Source organism: Ruegeria sp. BI12 (assembly GCF_056537985.1).
Window position 1 is genome coordinate 2,187,179 of sequence record NZ_JBQFSL010000001.1, and the last position, 17,367, is coordinate 2,204,545.

The 17,367-nt window shown below is 56.5% G+C and carries 17 protein-coding genes; 10 read left to right on the forward strand and 7 right to left on the reverse strand.

The annotated features are described in order from the left end of the window. Window positions 1-3: 3 nt before the first annotated feature. Together ACR0AK_RS11060 and ACR0AK_RS11065 are read right to left on the reverse strand one after the other, a co-directional pair. The gene (locus tag ACR0AK_RS11060) at window positions 4-2,136 is read right to left on the reverse strand and encodes a malate synthase G (protein ID WP_480793335.1); all 2,133 of its coding nucleotides are present in this window, start codon (window positions 2,134-2,136) and stop codon (window positions 4-6) included. Window positions 2,137-2,179: 43 nt separating this feature from the next. Then, the gene (locus ACR0AK_RS11065) at window positions 2,180-2,329 is read right to left on the reverse strand and encodes a hypothetical protein (RefSeq protein ID WP_170558543.1); all 150 of its coding nucleotides are present in this window, start codon (window positions 2,327-2,329) and stop codon (window positions 2,180-2,182) included. A 12-nt stretch (window positions 2,330-2,341) separates the two neighbouring features. On the opposite strand from ACR0AK_RS11065, the gene pepN reads away from it, so the two are divergent. From pepN to ACR0AK_RS11090, 5 genes are all read left to right on the forward strand, one after another. Then, the gene (gene pepN / locus ACR0AK_RS11070; protein WP_480793336.1) at window positions 2,342-4,894 is read left to right on the forward strand and encodes an aminopeptidase N; all 2,553 of its coding nucleotides are present in this window, start codon (window positions 2,342-2,344) and stop codon (window positions 4,892-4,894) included. After that, the gene (locus ACR0AK_RS11075) at window positions 4,891-5,319 is read left to right on the forward strand and encodes a hypothetical protein (RefSeq protein ID WP_480793337.1); all 429 of its coding nucleotides are present in this window, start codon (window positions 4,891-4,893) and stop codon (window positions 5,317-5,319) included. Before pepN ends, ACR0AK_RS11075 begins: the two co-directional genes overlap by 4 nt. 130 nt (window positions 5,320-5,449) lie before the next feature. Then, window positions 5,450-6,712: a hypothetical protein gene (locus tag ACR0AK_RS11080; RefSeq protein ID WP_480793338.1), complete on the forward strand. Its 1,263-nt coding sequence runs from the start codon at window positions 5,450-5,452 to the stop codon at window positions 6,710-6,712. 70 nt (window positions 6,713-6,782) lie between these two features. After that, window positions 6,783-8,294, forward strand: a complete 1,512-nt coding sequence (gene gatB / locus ACR0AK_RS11085; protein WP_170558547.1) for an Asp-tRNA(Asn)/Glu-tRNA(Gln) amidotransferase subunit GatB — start codon at window positions 6,783-6,785, stop codon at window positions 8,292-8,294. 173 nt (window positions 8,295-8,467) lie between these two features. Then, a complete protein-coding gene (locus tag ACR0AK_RS11090) occupies window positions 8,468-8,878 on the forward strand; it encodes a DUF4177 domain-containing protein (protein WP_480793339.1) in 411 nt (136 codons plus the stop codon). Window positions 8,879-8,916: 38 nt separating this feature from the next. Here the strand turns inward: ACR0AK_RS11090 and ACR0AK_RS11095 are convergent, their stop codons facing one another. Beyond that, on the reverse strand, window positions 8,917-9,306 hold the full coding sequence (locus tag ACR0AK_RS11095; protein ID WP_480793340.1) for a VOC family protein: 390 nt from the start codon (window positions 9,304-9,306) through the stop codon (window positions 8,917-8,919). 40 nt (window positions 9,307-9,346) lie between these two features. Between ACR0AK_RS11095 and ACR0AK_RS11100 the strand changes: the two genes are divergently transcribed. Continuing rightward, window positions 9,347-9,883 (forward strand): winged helix-turn-helix transcriptional regulator, encoded by a 537-nt coding sequence (locus ACR0AK_RS11100; RefSeq protein WP_480793341.1) that lies wholly within the window; start codon window positions 9,347-9,349, stop codon window positions 9,881-9,883. A 20-nt stretch (window positions 9,884-9,903) separates the two neighbouring features. Here ACR0AK_RS11100 and ACR0AK_RS11105 read toward each other — a convergent pair whose 3' ends face one another. After that, window positions 9,904-10,158: a BolA family protein gene (locus ACR0AK_RS11105; protein WP_170558554.1), complete on the reverse strand. Its 255-nt coding sequence runs from the start codon at window positions 10,156-10,158 to the stop codon at window positions 9,904-9,906. 108 nt (window positions 10,159-10,266) lie between these two features. On the opposite strand from ACR0AK_RS11105, the gene ACR0AK_RS11110 reads away from it, so the two are divergent. Beyond that, the gene (locus ACR0AK_RS11110; RefSeq protein ID WP_170558556.1) at window positions 10,267-10,893 is read left to right on the forward strand and encodes a J domain-containing protein; all 627 of its coding nucleotides are present in this window, start codon (window positions 10,267-10,269) and stop codon (window positions 10,891-10,893) included. 203 nt (window positions 10,894-11,096) lie between these two features. Here the strand turns inward: ACR0AK_RS11110 and ACR0AK_RS11115 are convergent, their stop codons facing one another. Continuing rightward, window positions 11,097-12,014 (reverse strand): hypothetical protein, encoded by a 918-nt coding sequence (locus ACR0AK_RS11115; RefSeq protein WP_480793342.1) that lies wholly within the window; start codon window positions 12,012-12,014, stop codon window positions 11,097-11,099. Continuing rightward, window positions 12,011-12,550, reverse strand: a complete 540-nt coding sequence (locus ACR0AK_RS11120; RefSeq protein ID WP_480793343.1) for a class I SAM-dependent methyltransferase — start codon at window positions 12,548-12,550, stop codon at window positions 12,011-12,013. Before ACR0AK_RS11120 ends, ACR0AK_RS11115 begins: the two co-directional genes overlap by 4 nt. Here ACR0AK_RS11120 and ACR0AK_RS11125 point away from each other — a divergent pair. Continuing rightward, window positions 12,455-13,021: a J domain-containing protein gene (locus tag ACR0AK_RS11125; RefSeq protein WP_480793660.1), complete on the forward strand. Its 567-nt coding sequence runs from the start codon at window positions 12,455-12,457 to the stop codon at window positions 13,019-13,021. The genes ACR0AK_RS11120 and ACR0AK_RS11125 overlap by 96 nt on opposite strands. A 5-nt stretch (window positions 13,022-13,026) precedes the next feature. On the opposite strand, the gene ACR0AK_RS11130 is transcribed toward ACR0AK_RS11125, so the two are convergent. Further along, entirely contained in the window at window positions 13,027-13,932 is a 906-nt protein-coding gene (locus tag ACR0AK_RS11130) for a Hint domain-containing protein (protein WP_480793344.1), read from the reverse strand. Between the two features lie 319 nt (window positions 13,933-14,251). On the opposite strand from ACR0AK_RS11130, the gene cobS reads away from it, so the two are divergent. Both cobS and cobT read left to right on the forward strand, forming a co-directional pair. Beyond that, window positions 14,252-15,238 carry a cobaltochelatase subunit CobS gene (gene cobS / locus ACR0AK_RS11135; RefSeq protein WP_170409349.1) on the forward strand — a complete coding sequence of 329 codons (987 nt, stop codon included), beginning with the start codon at window positions 14,252-14,254 and terminating at the stop codon, window positions 15,236-15,238. 180 nt (window positions 15,239-15,418) lie between these two features. Further along, complete coding sequence (gene cobT / locus ACR0AK_RS11140) at window positions 15,419-17,296, forward strand: cobaltochelatase subunit CobT (RefSeq protein ID WP_480793345.1); 1,878 nt, start codon at window positions 15,419-15,421, stop codon at window positions 17,294-17,296. Window positions 17,297-17,367 lie beyond the last annotated feature (71 nt).

Below are 17,367 nucleotides of genomic sequence, written 5' to 3' on the forward strand. Positions count from 1 at the left end.
GGTTTAAAGGCTGGCTTTCAGTTCCAGACGGCGGGAATGCAGAACCGGCTCGGTATAGCCCGAGGGTTGCACGCGCCCCTTGAAGACCAGATCACAGGCAGCTTGGAAAGCAATTCCATCAAAACCGGGGGCCAACGGGCGATAGTCTGCATCATTTTCGTTCTGACGATCCACCACAGCGGCCATTTTTTGCATGGCGGCCATAACCTGCTCTTCCGAGACGATGTCATGGTGCAACCAGTTGGCCAGAGCCTGAGACGAAATCCGGCAGGTCGCGCGATCTTCCATCAGGCCGATATCGTTGATGTCCGGCACTTTCGAACAGCCAACACCCTGATCGACCCAGCGCACCACATATCCCAGAATGCCCTGCGCGTTGTTTTCGATCTCACGCGCGATCTCGTCTTCGCTGAGGTTACGACCGCCGAGCATCGGGATGGTCAGCAAGTCGTTCAGAGTTCCACGAGCACCACCAGCGGCCAGATCATCCTGTCGCGCCAGTACATCAACCTTATGATAGTGCGTTGCGTGCAGTGTTGCGGCTGTCGGCGACGGCACCCAGGCGCAGGTCGCACCTGATTTCGGGTGGCTGATTTTCTGTTCCAGCATGTCGCCCATTCTGTCGGGCATCGCCCACATGCCTTTGCCGATCTGCGCCTTGCCCTTCAGGCCGCAGGCCAAACCGATATCGACATTCCGATCCTCGTAGGATGCGATCCAAGGCGTATTCTTGATGTCGCCTTTGGGCAGCATCGGGCCGGCTTCCATCGAGGTGTGGATTTCATCACCGGTCCGATCAAGGAAGCCGGTATTGATAAAGGCCACACGCGATTTTGCAGCACGGATACATTCCTTAAGGTTGGCCGAAGTGCGGCGTTCCTCATCCATGATGCCCAGCTTTACGGTATTGCGTGGCAGCCCAAGTATGTCTTCCACCATGTCGAAAATCTCGACCGAGAAAGCGACTTCCGCGGGCCCGTGCATCTTGGGCTTAACTACATAGACCGAGCCCTTGACCGAGTTGCCACCCTCGCGCTGCAGGTCGTGCATGGCGATCAGAGTTGTGCAGAGCGCATCCATCAACCCTTCGCCGATTTCATTGCCGTCCCCGTCCAGAACGGCTGGGTTGGTCATCAGGTGGCCCACATTCCGGACCAACATCAGTGATCGACCTTTCAACGAGCCCGTCGTGCCATCTGCGGCTGTATATACCAGATCGTCGGCCAGTTTACGGACAAAGGTCTTGCCACCCTTCGTAACCTCTTCGGTCAGGTCGCCTTTCATCAGACCCAGCCAATTGCCGTAGGCGACAACTTTGTCTTCGGCATCAACACAGGCGACGGAGTCCTCGCAGTCCATAATGGTTGAAAGCGCAGACTCCAGATAGACGTCGGCAATTCCTGCCGGATCGGTTGCACCAATGTTGCTGGATGGATCGATCACGATACGAATATGCAGGCCGTTGTTTTTCAGCAGCACAAAATCAGGTTTCTCGGCTGAACCTCCATAGCCGACAAAGTGCGAGGCATCCGCCAGCGCAGGCACCTGCGCGCCGTTTTCAACGCGCAGTTCCGACACATCCGCCCACGAACCGCTTGCCAAAGGGGCAGCGTCGTCCAAAAACCCTTTTGCCCATGCAATCACCCGGGCGCCGCGCGCGTCATCGTAACCACCAGCAGCGGGCAAATCACCCATCGCGTCCGTTCCGTAAAGCGCGTCATACAGGCTGCCCCAACGTGCGTTTGCTGCGTTTAGGGCAAAGCGGGCATTGGTGATCGGAACCACAAGCTGCGGACCGGGGGTCGACGCGATCTCAGGGTCGACATTGGCGGTTTCAATCTGGAAATCCGCGCCCTCATCGACCAGATAACCGATCTCGCGTAAGAACGCCTGATATGCCTCGGCGTCATGTTCTTGCCCCTGGCGCTCAAGATGCCATGCATCAACCTTGCCTTGAATGTCCTGCCGCTTGGACAGAAATGCGCGGTTCTTGGGACCAAGTTCGGCGACGATGCGCGCCATACCATCCCAGAAAACATCCGCTGTAACACCTGTGCCCGGCAGGGCTTGGCCTTCGATGAACTCAGCCAATACCGTGTCCACCTGCAATCCGCTGCGCGCCTGTCTGCTGCTCATTATTTCTCTCCCGGGAATGTGCACGACTGTATGCCGCCAGCATTTAGGGCGAAAGTTTCCGATAGGCAACTTGCGTCGCAGCGTCGCGGTCAAAAAGACTTACCAAAAACAGGATCAGGGTATGTTCAAGCGCACCCGGCACCGCTTGCAGCCAACCGCCGCAGCCCATACGTTCGCGCAAACACGAAATCATGCGAGGCCCCTGATGCGCGACGCTGCCCTCACGACGATCTATCTGAAAGACTACACGCCCTTTGGTTATCTGGTGGACAGTGTGCACCTGACGTTCGATCTTGCCGCACACGCAACCCGCGTCACATCGCGTATAGCCTTCCGCCCAAACCCGGATGCAAGCGACAAGACATTCTTCCTGCATGGTGAAGACCTGACGCTGATCCGCGCATCGGTCGACGGCAAAGACATCACGCCCGAGGTCACCGACAAGGGCCTGACAGCTGGCGTGCCCGACGCGCCATTTGTCTGGGAGGCCGAGGTCGAGATCGATCCCGGCAACAACACCGCCCTCGAAGGGCTTTATATGTCGAACGGCATGTACTGCACCCAGTGCGAGGCGGAAGGGTTCCGCAAGATCACCTTCTACCCCGACCGCCCCGATGTAATGTCCACCTTTACCGTGCGCATCAACGGCGACCTTCCTGTACTGCTGTCCAACGGCAACCCTTCGGGCAAAGGTGAAGGCTGGGCAGAATGGATCGATCCGTGGCCCAAACCCGCTTACTTGTTCGCGCTGGTCGCGGGCGAACTGATCGCCCATCCCGGTCAGTTCACCACCATGTCGGGTCGCGATGTGGAGCTGAACCTCTGGGTCCGTCCCGGTGACGAAGGCAAATGCGATTTCGGTATGGAAGCACTGAAGAAGTCCATGAAATGGGACGAGGACGTCTATGGCCGCGAATACGATCTGGACGTTTTCAATATCGTGGCCGTGGACGATTTCAACATGGGCGCGATGGAGAACAAGGGGTTGAATATCTTCAACTCTTCGGCCGTTTTGGCCAGCCCCGAAACCTCGACCGATGCCAATTTCGAGCGGATCGAGGCGATCATCGCGCATGAGTATTTTCACAACTGGACCGGTAATCGCATCACCTGCCGCGACTGGTTCCAACTGTGCCTGAAGGAGGGTCTGACGGTGTTCCGCGATGCGCAGTTCACCTCAGACATGCGCTCGGCCCCTGTGAAGCGAATTGATGACGCCATCGACCTGCGTGCGCGTCAGTTCCCCGAGGATAACGGGCCCCTGTCGCATCCCGTAAGGCCCGAGAGCTTTCAGGAAATCAACAATTTCTACACCGCGACCGTCTACGAGAAAGGTGCCGAGGTTATCGGCATGCTGAAACGTCTGGTTGGCGACGAAGCTTATGCCAAGGCACTTGATCTGTATTTCGATCGTCATGACGGTCAGGCCTGCACCATCGAGGACTGGATCAAAGTGTTCGAGGACACCACTGGTCGCGACCTGGGCCAGTTCAAACGCTGGTATAGTCAGTCCGGTACGCCGCGTGTGACAGTGACCGAAGATTGGAATGACGGCACCTACACGCTGACCCTTGCCCAACGTACAGAAGAAACGCCCGGCCAATCCGAAAAACTGCCGCAAGTGATCCCTGTGGCCGTCGGCCTGCTTGGTCCTAATGGAGACGAAGTGCGCGCAACCGAAGTTCTTGAGCTGACCGAAGCTGAACAAAGCTTTCAGTTCACCGGTTTGGCGGCCAAGCCTGTCGCCTCGATCCTACGCGATTTCTCGGCCCCCGTAATCCTTGAACATGATCACACCGATGCCGAGCGGGCCTTTTTGCTGGCGCACGACACCGATCCGTTCAATCGCTGGCAGGCCGGACGATCACTTGCGCAGGACACTTTGCTGCGCATGATCCTTGAGGACGCCGCCCCGAGTGCGGATTATCTGGACGGGGTGTTGGCTGTTCTGCGCGACGGTGATCTGGACCCGGCTTATCGCGCCCTGATGCTGGGCCTGCCAACGCAATCCGAACTGGCCGCCGCGTTGTTCGACCTGGGTGAAACACCCGACCCGGTGGCGATCTGGACAGCTGTCGAAACACTTCGGCAGGCAACAGCGCAGCACGTTCAGGACCTTTTGCCACGTTTGCACAGCGAAACTCTGATCGAGGCGCCGTACTCTCCCGATGCCGACCAAGCTGGCAAACGCTCGCTTGGCAACGCTGCCCTGGCCCTGACCTCGCGGCTAGACAGTGGCGCAATGGCGGCCGAACAATACGCTGCCGCTGGCAACATGACGCAGCAACTAAGTGCGCTGTCCTGTCTGCTGCGCGCAGGCAAAGGCGAGGTTGAACTCGCTGCTTTCTATGATCAATGGCAGCACGACCGGCTAGTGATGGACAAGTGGTTCGGCCTGCAGGTCGGAATGGCCTCGCCGGAGGCCACGGCGGACATCGCCCGCGCCCTGACCGAGCATCCGGACTTCAACTGGAAAAATCCCAACCGATTCCGGGCCGTGATGGGGGCGCTGGCAATGAATCACGCAGGTTTCCACCGCGAAGATGGAGCGGGCTACGCGCTGTTGGCCGACTGGCTGATCAAACTGGACCCGGTCAACCCGCAGACCACTGCGCGGATGTGTTCCGCCTTTCAGACCTGGAAGCGGTATGACGCGGTTCGCCAAGACCTGATACGCGCACAGCTAACCCGCATCGCCAAAACGCCCGACCTCTCGCGGGACACGACAGAGATGGTATCTCGCATCCTGAACGCATGACAGAGTTCACTTTCACGCGAAACAACAGGGCGCCGCGCACCGTCGGCGTCCTGATCTGTATATATGCGGCACTTCTTGCCCTTGTGATCCTGTATGACGCAGCATGGTGGCTGATGGCGCTTTTGGCGCTGCCAACTCTACCTGCCCTGTGGGACGTCGCTCAAAACACCAGCGCAGGGTTGAGCCTGGATCGAAACAAACTGCGCTGGTTTACCGGCACCCGCGAAGGTGAAGTGGATTGTTCGAACATCGACTATGTCCGTTTCGACACGCGTTGGGACTTTTCAGTGCGCGTTTCATTGGTCTTGAACTCTGGTAAGCGTATTCGGCTGCCGGATGAGTCGTCTCCGCACCACAGAGAATTCGAACAGGTCCTGCAACAGGCTGGTTTTCGAGTTGAGCGTCATCACTTTGTTACATTTTGAAACAATGGGCAAATTTCAGAAAAATTAGACACAAAAAATAACCAATTAATTCCAAAGAGCTTGTATTTGAGACCGATTGCGGCAAAACTTTCAAGCCGAAGTACCTGTTTTGTTTGTTTCGAGTGCCACCATGTTCCGGTTTTTTAGGGACCGTTTGTCCCGTTTCCAATCTTCTATTGTTCGTCCCGACGCATCCGGCGCGCATTTTGCCAATCCGGCTGTTTCTTCTGTTTTGCCCGATCACGGGCAACTCAATATCCCGTTAGCAGATGTCCAGGCCCAGGATGAGATCGGGCGAAGCTCGATTGAAAAGGGGCGTTTCCTGGCCAGACAGGATCGTTGGGCAGAATTGTCCGACCTGATGCACAAGGCGGACGCGGCTCGAAAGGCTGCCCCCGACGGGATGCCTGTCGCCGAGCTGCTCGCATTTGGCGCACGGGCCGATGTGGTTCTGGCGGCGGAACACGCCCTGTCCGATGCCAAAGCACTTTCAGAATTTGATGTACTGAGTGGCATTTCCGAGCTGGAAGACGAAATGCGCGCGCATTCGGGCGATCCGATGATCGCATTGGTCGTCGCACTGGCGCATATTGATTTGGCATGGGCCTGGCGCGGCACCACGAACGAGGCAACCCTGCCCTCTCTGCACCAATCCCGTTGCGCCGCCCATTTCGACCGGGCAGCTGCAATCCTGCCCAAATGCCAAAAGGCCGCAACAGACAGTCCTATTGTCGCCTCGACCGGCTGCGCAATTTTGGCGGGCCAGCGCAGGCCCGGCACGCGGGTGGCGGATGAATACGAGCGTTTGATCAAACTCGACCCGATGAACCATCGGCACTTGCGTGCGATGGGCACGCACCTGCTGCCGCGCTGGTTCGGCAGCTACGGCGAGCTTGAGGTCCAGGCGCTGCGCATGGCGGCCCAGACGCAGGATATCTGGCGGGCTGGGGGTTATACGTGGGTTCAGTTCGACGCGATCGCCCTGGACGATGAAGCCTGCGCGCGGCTGGATGTCGAATTCTTCCTTGAAGGCATGCATGATATTTTGCGCCAGCGTCCCGACCAGCAAACCGTCAATATGCTGTCGGCTTACTGTGCCATTACGATTCAGAACGGCGCCGGCCAAAACGACAAGGCCGATTTGGTCCGTAGCCAGATAAATGAGGCCGCAAACTGGTTGATCCGCGATCACCTGACCGAACTGCACCCATTGATCTGGGCGCATGCGGCGAATGGGTTCAACAACAGTGTTCGGATCAATTCGCCCGAACGGTTCGCGGCTCGTGGGCAGCGGGATGCCCTGCGCGCGATTGGCGATCTGTTCCGGGATGAGTTGCGCAGCGGATTGGATGTGACCTTTACTCCGACAGGTTTGCAGCTGTCCGGGCACTGATTCCCCCTTGCCCCTAGCCCCTGCCGGGCCTAATACGCAGGCTTAGACTTCTGCGGAAATGAGGCGCGCCATGCTCGACCTGACATACGAAATGCCCAAAATCAAAACCATTGCCGGGGCCAAGCACGACTGGGAACTGGTAATCGGGATGGAGGTGCACGCTCAGGTCTCATCCAATGCGAAACTGTTCTCGGGCGCGTCGACCCAATTTGGGGCCGAGCCGAACTCGAACGTGGCCTTTGTGGACGCGGCGATGCCGGGTATGCTGCCGGTGATCAACGAGTATTGCGTGGAACAGGCGGTGCGCACCGGGCTGGGCCTGAAGGCGGATATCAACCTGAAGTCCGCCTTTGACCGCAAGAATTATTTCTACCCTGACCTGCCGCAGGGATACCAGATTTCCCAGCTCTACCACCCCATCGTGGGCGAAGGCGAAGTGCTGGTCGAAATGGGTGACGGCACCGCGCGCATGGTCCGCATCGAACGTATCCACATGGAGCAGGACGCGGGCAAGTCGATCCACGACATGGACCCGCATATGTCCTTTGTCGACCTGAACCGGACCGGTGTTTGTCTGATGGAGATCGTCAGTCGTCCCGACATCCGTGGCCCCGAAGAGGCCGCCGCCTATATCGCCAAGCTGCGCCAGATCATGCGATATCTGGGCACCTGCGACGGCAACATGCAGAACGGCAACCTGCGGGCGGACGTGAACGTCTCGATCTGTTTGCCGGGCGCGTATGAGAAATATCAGGAAACGCAGGATTTCTCGCATCTGGGCACCCGTTGCGAGATTAAGAACATGAACTCGATGCGCTTTATCCAGCAGGCGATTGAAGTTGAAGCCCGCCGTCAGATTGCCATCGTCGAAGGCGGCGGCAAGGTTGATCAGGAAACCCGCCTGTATGACCCGGACAAGGGTGAAACACGGTCAATGCGGTCCAAAGAAGAGGCGCATGACTACCGCTATTTCCCCGACCCTGATCTGCTGCCGTTGGAGATTGAGCAGGCCTGGGTCGACGACATCGCTGCCAAATTGCCCGAACTGCCCGACGACAAAAAGGCTCGGTTTATCAGCGCGTTCAGTCTTACAGATTATGACGCATCCGTCCTGACGGCTGAGGTTGAATCGGCTGCCTATTTCGAAGAGGTCGCCAAGGGCCGCAACGGCAAACTGGCCGCGAACTGGGTGATCAACGAATTATTCGGTCGCTTGAAGAAAGAAGATCACGACATCACCGACTCGCCGGTATCCCCCGCGCAGTTGGGTGGGATCATCGACCTGATTTCTTCGGATGCGATTTCCGGCAAGATTGCTAAGGACTTGTTCGAGATCGTCTACACCGAAGGCGGCGACCCGGCGCAAATTGTCGAAGAACGCGGCATGAAGCAGGTGACCGATACGGGTGCGATTGAAACCGCGCTGGATGAGATCATCGCCGCCAACCCGGCGCAGGTCGAAAAGGCCAAGGTGAACCCGAAACTGGCCGGCTGGTTTGTCGGCCAGGTCATGAAAGCGACCGGCGGCAAAGCGAACCCCAAGGCCGTAAACGAATTGGTCAGCAAGAAGCTGGGCTCGTAGTCTTTTCGGTTCGAGAAACTTCTGCGGCTTGGTCCGCGCGTGCAGCGCGGGCCTTTCCGGTTCCCGCGCATTCAGCGCAACAGACGACACAGAATTTGCCCACCGGGCGATGATGACTTTTCGAAACCCGACAACATGTTAGATTGCGTGGGATCGGCAACCAGGAAAATCTGATGCAGCGCTACGAATACAAAGTTGTCCCCGCTCCGCAAAAAGGCACAAAAGCCAAGGGCGTCAAAACTGCCGAAGGGCGGTTTGCTGTGTCGATCGAACAGATCCTGAATCAGATGGGGCAGGATGGCTGGGAATACCAAAGGGCGGAACTTCTGCCCAGCGAGGAACGCGCTGGCCTGACCAGTTCCACCGTGAACTGGCGCAATGTCCTGGTGTTTCGGCGTGAGATTGCAGCTGAGTTTTCTGCGGAGCGCGAGCCGGTTGAGGACAGCGATGATGCCGCCGTGGCTCAGCCGGTGCCCGGACCAGAAGAAGTGCAGGCCCCTGCACCGATTTCAGAAGAGGTCAAAGATCCGCCATTGACCCTGAAGCCAACAGACCTGTCCGAAAAGGACAAAGAGCAGACCTAAGCGGTCTGCTCCGCGTTTTCATAGCCTGCAGCTGAATTTTACTCGGCAGCGCTTGCTGCTTGGCTCAGATCCTGCGCCAGCATCAGTGCATTTCCGTCCGGGTCGTAGAATGTTGCGGTGCTGACCATGCCCTCGATCGTTTCTGTCGCGCCATCGAACCTGACGCCCGAGGATTCGAGCGCCTGACGCGCCGTCGCAATATCCGACACCCCGAACACCGGCACAGTATTGCCCGGCGCAGGCTCGGCCTGCTCACCCAGGCCCAAGGTCACACCGTCGGTTTTGGTCCTCATCTCACTCCAACCAGCTTCGTCAATATGGTGGATCAGTTCGAACCCCAACTTGGCTTGATACCAGTCGGCACTGACATGTCTGTCCCGCACGGACATGGCCAGCGTGATTGTGTTTTCCAATGAAACGAGTGGCATTGAACTATCCTTTTGGCAAAAATTAAAGTAACTATACTTTATGGACATAGCGATTCTTGTCAAGCTTACGTCCCGCGCCTGGTCTCTGAACATTATGGCGTTGATGCACGCGGGAACCCCAGGGCGACAGGCCCCCCTACTGGCGGCGACAAGCGCCAGCAGAACGGCTTTTGTCCAAAGCCTTGATCATTTGATTCAACTGGGTTTTCTGGAACGAAATCCCGGCCACGGCCATCCGTTGCGCCCGGAATTTCGACTGACCCATATCGGCGCCTCAGTGGCCGAAACTGCCAGCCGGATCGTAAACGCCGTGCCCGAGGACAATGATTTCGCGTTGCTCAGACGCAGCTGGACAGCCCCTATTCTGGCGCTGACCGATAAGCCCCAACGTTTCTCGACGCTCAAGTCCGGTCTGATCTCGATCTCAGATCGCGCCTTGTCGACGTCTCTTCATCGACTCGAGGAGCAGGAGTGGATACAGCGGGAAATTGATGCGACGCACCGGCTTCCTTTTCCCACCTATCGCGCGGTGAACCAGGGGATCACGGTTAACAGAGCCATTTCTCTGGTCGCCTGACCATCGGCAAATAGGTCCGTTCAGTCATCAATGTCCAACGCCAGCGCATGAATGCGGGGCACAATGTCGCCTAGCGCCTTATGCACTGCGCGGTGGCGGGCGACGCGGGATTGCCCCTGAAAGGCACTGGAACGGATGCGGACATTAAAATGGCTTTCACCGCCTTCCTGAAACCCCGCGTGTCCGCGGTGGCTTTCGCTGTCATCCACGACCTCCAGTTCACGCGGGTCAAATGCAGCCTGCAGGCGGGTACGGATCTCGTCGGTCACAGTCATTTTTTTGCTCAGCGGCGAAAATTTTACCGCATCCCCTCTTCTACTTTCGGCTGCTTAGACTAAACTGCTGCCTCCGAGTCGAAAAGATGTGTTCGTAAGGATCAGAGCATGACGAAATCAGACCCCTTCGGATTCGATATGTCCGTTTCCAGCGCCAAGAAAAAAAACCCGCGCGGGCGTCGGGGTATGTCCGGCGCGTCTGAAACCTCGACTCGTATCTGCGATCACGAGGGATGTAACGAACCCGGCAAGTTCCGTGCACCCAAGGCGCCTGATGTACTGGACGACTTTTTCTGGTTCTGCCAGCAGCACGTCCGCGAATACAACAATAAGTGGAACTTCTTCGACGGCACCACGGAAGCCGAACTAAACGCGCAGCGATCCAAGGACAAAGTGTGGGAGCGTGAGACCAAGCCGATGGGTGATCCCGAAGCACGCGCATGGGCGCGTCTAGGCATTGAAGACCCGCATCAGGTGCTTGGCGCGAACAGCACGCAAAACAAAGGCCGCACCACGGGAGGCGGCGGCCGTCGCCTGCCCCCCACCGAACGCCGTGCGATCGAGATTCTGGAAGCCAATGATAGCTGGACGAAGGCCGAGGTGCGCAAAGCCTACAAGAAGCTGATCAAGGTTCTGCATCCGGACATGAACGGTGGCGACCGAAGCCAAGAAGAGCAGCTGCAAGAGGTCGTTTGGGCTTGGGATCAGATCAAGGACAGCCGAAACTTCAAATAAGCCGGATTAACCCGCCAGTCATTGCTGGATGGTCGGGTATCTGATGTGGTTGTCAAATCAACCAGTGCCAGACGGATCATGGTTTTATGCGCCATTGCGAGACCGGTGGATACCGGACGCCGTTGCCGAGGCAAATTCTTCGGACTCACAGGCTGGAATCGATCCGCCAAATCCGGCCGAAATTCGATCTGACAGGCAGAAATTCAGCAATACGATTGATTGAAAAGTATGTTGAATTGTCTTTGAGCCCGCCGCCAATTGAACCTGAATAGTGGGTCGGGGACCGGCCAATTGGCACCATAGCTGCTGATCAACAGTTTCTCAGGCTTGCTTGGCAACAAAATTTCATAGTCGCCAAACATGTTTCTGGTTCTCTGGAGGTCAGATTTCAGCGGCAGAATATCTGCAGAATCCATTGCATGATATGAATAAGGGTAAACAGAAAATCTGGTTTCCGTTGTCCATGACGGAAACAGGTCCACGGTTACATTCTGATCATTCTGCACCTTGAAAACCGGCGGATTGTTGGACGTTGGCCCATAGGCCACCAATCCAGCAGCGCAGAGATCTTCTTTGTATTTCTGCCATTTTTTGGCGGCTTCTTCGTCCGTGCACTCGCCCAGATAAACAGCCAGGTCAATGTCGTCATCATGCGCAATGTACTGCCCATCCCGCACCAACCCCAAAAGCGCACCTGCGTACAGAAAGAAGGGGTAATCGAATGCCTCTAAAGGCTTTAGAACTGTCCCGACAGTCCGGGACATCTGATCGGTGTCCTGAACCGCAAATGTGCTGCAGTAACCATGGAACGTCAGCGATTCAGGGAACATCAGTTCGTTGAGTTCGGCAAAAAACGTTTCGAATTGTTCATCCCGCCCCTGCTCTTGGGACATCTCGCGCAAACGGATGAGTTGCGCATATGTTTTCGCCGGGCGGGATCGGCCGGCACAGTTGAAATAGGTTGACAGCCTGAGCCAGTCTTCCTCCCATTCCGAACTGAAAACCGCTTCCAGTTTCGGGAGAACAACCCGTGGGCGCAGTCGCTTTCCCGAGCGAATTGCCGCCAGCAAGTCGTCGCGAAGCGCGTCAAATGCTGCCCGGTCGGCATTCTCGCTGCTCATCGATCTGCCTTTACATAAATGCCACGAGCAACATGAGCATCTTCATCCATAAATTTTGCCAGACCCTGCCCTTGCGTCCCGTATAGCTTGTCAAACCCCAAGCCGTTCAGCTGTTCGTCAAGATCATGCATCGACTGATACCGCCGGTAATGGGGTGAGGCCACCTTAAGCAGGTTTTTGTCTTCCAGAGTTCTGTATTCAAATGCCACTTTTTGGCCGGGTGACAACGTTTCGGAAAGCAACCCCAGAAGTTCATCTTGCTCTTCCTGTGTGATCGCGTGCAGGAAGAAACGCCCGTAAATGCAAAGATCTTGACCTTCACGCTTTTTGATTTCGGATGTCAGGCGATCCGACGCGGCCAGGCTGCAATGAAACTGCGTCTCCTTGAAACCGAAGGAACTGGCGTTTGCGCGCGCTACTGCGATGCCTTTCTCGCAAGCATCCAGTCCGGTAACGTCAAAGTTCAACAAACTGAAAAAGATCGTGTCCCTGCCGTTTCCGCAGCCAACGTCGATAATACTGCTGCGAGACGACAATTCCTGCGCGATGAATGCCGCAAACTGCGATGGTGGCGAAAGGGTGTTATCTTTCAGCTGACCGTCATAAAAATTTTGCCAGAAAGTTTCGTTCTGCGTTCCGGATTGTGTCATTTAGTCAGCCTTTCGTTGCCGTCGACTAAAGCCACGAGACGCCTGATTGTGCAATATGTTTTGCCTGGCTCTTCATTTAACGCCGCAACAAGAGGTTTCGGTCTAGTGACGAGACGTCGAAGCTGTCATACGGACTGGCATATCGGCGTGAACACCCCTCACTTGTTTACTTGCGAGCCATCCTATGAGGACCATTTGATAAGCGCAGGTCTGGAGGCGAAGGTGCGCAAAGCCTACAAAAGGCTAATCAAAGTTCTGCACCCAGACATGAACGGCGGTGACCGCTCGCAGGAAGAGCAGTTGCAAGAGGTCGTCTGGGCCTGGAAACAAATCGAGGGCAGCAGGAACTTAAAGTAATCGGCTTATCGACGGTACATGCCCAAAAGCGCCTCTGCTTCGGGGCGTTTTAGGCACCGTACACGAGTTTGCTCCAAAGTCGGTTCAGGGCTGAAACGATCCGGGAATAGCATACGGAGCTCTTTGATATCTTCGCGATCGAATGACAAAAGCGCCATGTCCCCCAGAAACAAACTTTCTGTCGGCAAACCGTGCGACATCAGTATGGCATGGCGATCACAGGCAACGTGGAAATACGTCACGGCCTCATCAGACCGCACTTGTCGAATTGTTTTGTCATTGACCAAATGAACTGCCGCAGAAAAAACTCTGGGCTCTCCAAACAGCAATTCAGCGCGCCACCCTTCGAGAACAATCCTATGCTGTGGGGACACGTATAAATCACGATCAGGCAAACCGTCCCCGATTGCCCCTTTCTGGATGCAAACAGGGCGCAATCGCGGGTTTCGCTGCAACGCTTCCGCGCTCATAGTCTTTTTGCCAATCCACTTGACAGGCAGTAGCTCGCCGCTAGAAACACGAACCCTGTCCCCAACCGACAGCTCTTCGACAGGGCGAGGGCCTTTTTCGGTTTCTATCAAAGTGCCTTTTACAAAACACGGCACTGTTCCAGCAGGAAGGTCGACTGTAACATTCAGGATGGCATTGTTTCCGGCTCCTGGCTGCCCAGTCGTCGCCCCAATTCTAACCGTGAGTTGCGTATTCGGAGGGATGTCTGCCCCCTCAGTAAGCTCAACGGTCAAAACTCCGCTAGGTGAAATTGAAACAGTGTAGTCGGAAGGGTCCAATCCGCCATCGCCAGTTACGGTCACGCTCCACGTCACAGCTTTGGTCGTGGTATACTGCTGCATAACCGAGGTCGACCCACTGGGGATCGAGATAGAAGTCGGACCTGAGATTACTAACGACATTTGTACCTACACTCTAAAAAACAAAATCGGGAACCGTTTTTGCACAATCATATGTGCATATTTAACTTATCATATCTTGCTATTGCAATATTAATGCTTCACAGGACTGCTTGGCGGCGTTCTGGACCCAAAATTCGTGCTATCAAAGTTTTGAAAGAATAGCCCGAGACATCCGACGCAATATCGATAAGGCCAGTTTCAAAGAAACATCCGCCTAAGGCCTTACGAGCACGGCTTTCCCTTGCCCTTGCCCGCAATATGTTGCACCACACACGGGTTCAAACCCGGCAATGCGGGCCAAAGGATAAGGACAAGGCGAATGGCTGACGGATCGATCGACGTAAACGCAAAACCCACCGAAGAAATTTCGGTCCGTGACGTGTTCGGTATTGATACCGACATGGCGATCAAAGGCTTTGCGGATCGCAGCGACCGAGTGCCTGCGATTGACCCGACCTACAAGTTCGATCCAGAGACAACACTGGCGATTCTTGCAGGCTTTTCGCACAATCGTCGTGTGATGATCCAAGGCTATCACGGCACGGGAAAATCGACTCATATCGAACAGGTCGCCGCCCGTCTGAACTGGCCTGCGGTGCGTGTGAACCTGGACAGCCACATCAGCCGGATCGACCTGATCGGTAAAGACGCCATCAAACTGCGTGACGGCAAGCAGGTTACCGAGTTCCACGAAGGCATCCTGCCTTGGGCGCTGCGCAACCCCGTTGCCATCGTGTTCGACGAATACGACGCGGGCCGTGCTGACGTGATGTTCGTGATCCAGCGCGTGCTTGAGCATGACGGCAAGCTGACCCTGCTGGACCAGAACGAGATCATCACACCAAACCCGAATTTCCGCCTGTTCGCCACTGCCAACACTGTGGGTTTGGGCGACACAACTGGCCTCTATCACGGTACGCAGCAGATCAACCAGGCTCAGATGGACCGCTGGTCGCTGGTCTCAACGCTGAACTACCTCAGCCATGATGCCGAAACGATGATCGTTCTGTCCAAGGCGCCGCACTACAACACCGAGAAAGGCCGCAAGACCGTCAGCCAGATGGTCACTGTTGCCGATCTGACCCGGACCGCCTTCATGAACGGTGACCTGTCCACAGTTATGAGCCCTCGGACCGTGATCAACTGGGCCCAGAACGCCGAGATTTTCCGCGATGTAGGCTATGCCTTCCGCCTGTCCTTCCTGAACAAGTGTGATGAGCTGGAGCGTCAGACCGTGGCCGAGTTCTATCAACGTTGTTTTGATGAGGAACTGCCGGAAAGTGCAGCGAGCGTAAGCTTGGGTTGAAAGCCTTTTTTGTCATAGCATCGATCTGGGTCGTTTTTGATTCATTTTGGCTATTTGACAAAGTAGGTTGGAAAAAGTCGGCGCCTTCAGACATGACGGCGTCGCAATATGTTCACCTGATACGGCTGCGTTGGGAGTACGCAATACTTTTCCTAGCAGCAATGATCTGGAGTACGTTCATTGTCTAAACCAAACGACAACCCCGCCGATCCGTTCAAGAAGGCCTTGGCCGAGGCGACCAAGGTTATGGCCGACGATCCAGAGCTGTCTGTAAGCTATACGGTCGACCCCTCGGGGCTGTCGGGCGAGTCGATGCGTTTGCCGCAGGTCTCGCGCCGAATGACGCGAGAAGAGGTGCTGCTGGCGCGCGGTACGGCGGATGCCTTGGCACTGCAGCGCAAGTACCATGACGATGCAACGCACAACCGCTATGCGCCTCCGGGCGATATGGCGCGCGACTTGTATGAAGCGATGGAGGTCGCCCGGTGTGAGGCAATGGGCGCGCGGGACATGCCCGGCACCGCTTCGAACATTGATGTAAAGATCGGGCACGAGGCACTGCGCCGCGGTTACGACCAGTGCAAGCAACCCGCAGATGCCCCCTTGTCGGTGGCCGCGGGTTATCTGATCCGCCACTTGGCAACCGGACGCGACCTACCGCCTGCAGCTGAGAACATCATGAACCTGTGGCGTGGCTTCATCGAAGAGCAGGCTGGTGGCACGCTGGAAAACTTGCAGGACATCCTTTCGGATCAGGCCGAATTCGCCAAGTTTGCCCGTCAGATGATCAAGGATCTTGGGTACGGTGATCAATTGGGCGAAGACCCGGATGAGCTGGACGAAGATCAGGAAGATCAGGCTGAGGACGACGCCGAAGAACAGCCCGATCCCGACAGCACCGGTCAGGATGATCAGGACGAACAGGACGCCGACGCGACACCTGAGCAAACTCAGGAAGAGCAGCAGGATCAGTCCCAGGCCCAGGTCTCGATGGACGAGATGGCCGAGGATGAGATGGGTGAAGAGGCCGAGATGCCTGATGGCGAGGCGCCGCTGGAACCCCCTGCCCCGCCGCCTGCATCCGAAGCCGACCCAGATTACAAGGTTTACCTTGGAACCTTTGACGAAGAGATCGCAGCCGAAGACCTGGCAGAGCCTACCGAATTGGAACGGTTGCGCGCCTATCTGGACCAGCAGCTTGAGCCGCTGAAAGGCGCCGTCAGTCGTTTGGCGAATAAATTGCAGCGGCGGTTGCAGGCGCAACAGAACCGCAGTTGGGAATTTGATCGCGAGGAAGGCATTTTGGATGCGGGTCGTCTCGCACGCGTGGTTGCAAACCCGACTACTCCGCTAAGCTTCAAGGTCGAGAAAGACACTGAATTCCGGGATACGGTGGTGACGCTGTTACTGGACAACTCCGGCTCGATGCGGGGTCGTCCGATCTCGATCGCTGCCATTTGTGCCGACGTTTTGGCCCGTACGCTGGAGCGCTGTAATGTGAAGGTCGAAATCCTTGGCTTCACCACGCGGGCGTGGAAAGGCGGCCAGGCACGTGAGGCGTGGCTGAATGATGGTCGCCCCCAGCAACCCGGGCGCCTGAATGATCTGCGCCACATCATTTACAAAGGTGCAGACGCCCCGTGGCGCCGCGCGCGACCCAACTTGGGTTTGATGATGAAAGAAGGCCTGCTGAAAGAGAACATCGATGGTGAGGCCTTGGAATGGGCACACCGCCGGATGCTGGCGCGGCGTGAGCAACGCAAGATTCTGATGGTAATCTCGGACGGCGCGCCGGTTGATGATTCAACGCTCAGCGTTAACCCCGCGAATTACCTGGAAAAACACCTGCGTGACGTGATCGGAATGGTCGAAAAGCGCAAGATGGTCGAGCTTTTGGCCATCGGCATCGGCCACGATGTGACCAGGTATTATGATCGCGCGGTGACGATCACAGATGTCGAACAGTTGGCGGGTGCTATGACCGAGCAACTGGCGGCTTTGTTCGACAGCGATCCTCGGGCACGTGCGCGTGTGATGGGGATGAAGAAGGCCAGCTGACGCTGGCCTTGCCTCCGGCAGGAGAGTTTTCCAAAAGATAGAAATGGGGCGTCCCCCGTTTGCAAGAGGTG

Coding starts and splice junctions, on each gene's coding strand:
- ACR0AK_RS11060 (WP_480793335.1), bottom strand. CDS start 2,136: ATGAGCAGCAGACAGGCGCGCAGCGGATTGCAGGTGGACACGGTATTG.
- ACR0AK_RS11065 (WP_170558543.1), bottom strand. CDS start 2,329: ATGATTTCGTGTTTGCGCGAACGTATGGGCTGCGGCGGTTGGCTGCAA.
- pepN (WP_480793336.1), top strand. CDS start 2,342: ATGCGCGACGCTGCCCTCACGACGATCTATCTGAAAGACTACACGCCC.
- ACR0AK_RS11075 (WP_480793337.1), top strand. CDS start 4,891: ATGACAGAGTTCACTTTCACGCGAAACAACAGGGCGCCGCGCACCGTC.
- ACR0AK_RS11080 (WP_480793338.1), top strand. CDS start 5,450: ATGTTCCGGTTTTTTAGGGACCGTTTGTCCCGTTTCCAATCTTCTATT.
- gatB (WP_170558547.1), top strand. CDS start 6,783: ATGCTCGACCTGACATACGAAATGCCCAAAATCAAAACCATTGCCGGG.
- ACR0AK_RS11090 (WP_480793339.1), top strand. CDS start 8,468: ATGCAGCGCTACGAATACAAAGTTGTCCCCGCTCCGCAAAAAGGCACA.
- ACR0AK_RS11095 (WP_480793340.1), bottom strand. CDS start 9,306: ATGCCACTCGTTTCATTGGAAAACACAATCACGCTGGCCATGTCCGTG.
- ACR0AK_RS11100 (WP_480793341.1), top strand. CDS start 9,347: ATGGACATAGCGATTCTTGTCAAGCTTACGTCCCGCGCCTGGTCTCTG.
- ACR0AK_RS11105 (WP_170558554.1), bottom strand. CDS start 10,158: ATGACTGTGACCGACGAGATCCGTACCCGCCTGCAGGCTGCATTTGAC.
- ACR0AK_RS11110 (WP_170558556.1), top strand. CDS start 10,267: ATGACGAAATCAGACCCCTTCGGATTCGATATGTCCGTTTCCAGCGCC.
- ACR0AK_RS11115 (WP_480793342.1), bottom strand. CDS start 12,014: ATGAGCAGCGAGAATGCCGACCGGGCAGCATTTGACGCGCTTCGCGAC.
- ACR0AK_RS11130 (WP_480793344.1), bottom strand. CDS start 13,932: ATGTCGTTAGTAATCTCAGGTCCGACTTCTATCTCGATCCCCAGTGGG.
- cobS (WP_170409349.1), top strand. CDS start 14,252: ATGGCTGACGGATCGATCGACGTAAACGCAAAACCCACCGAAGAAATT.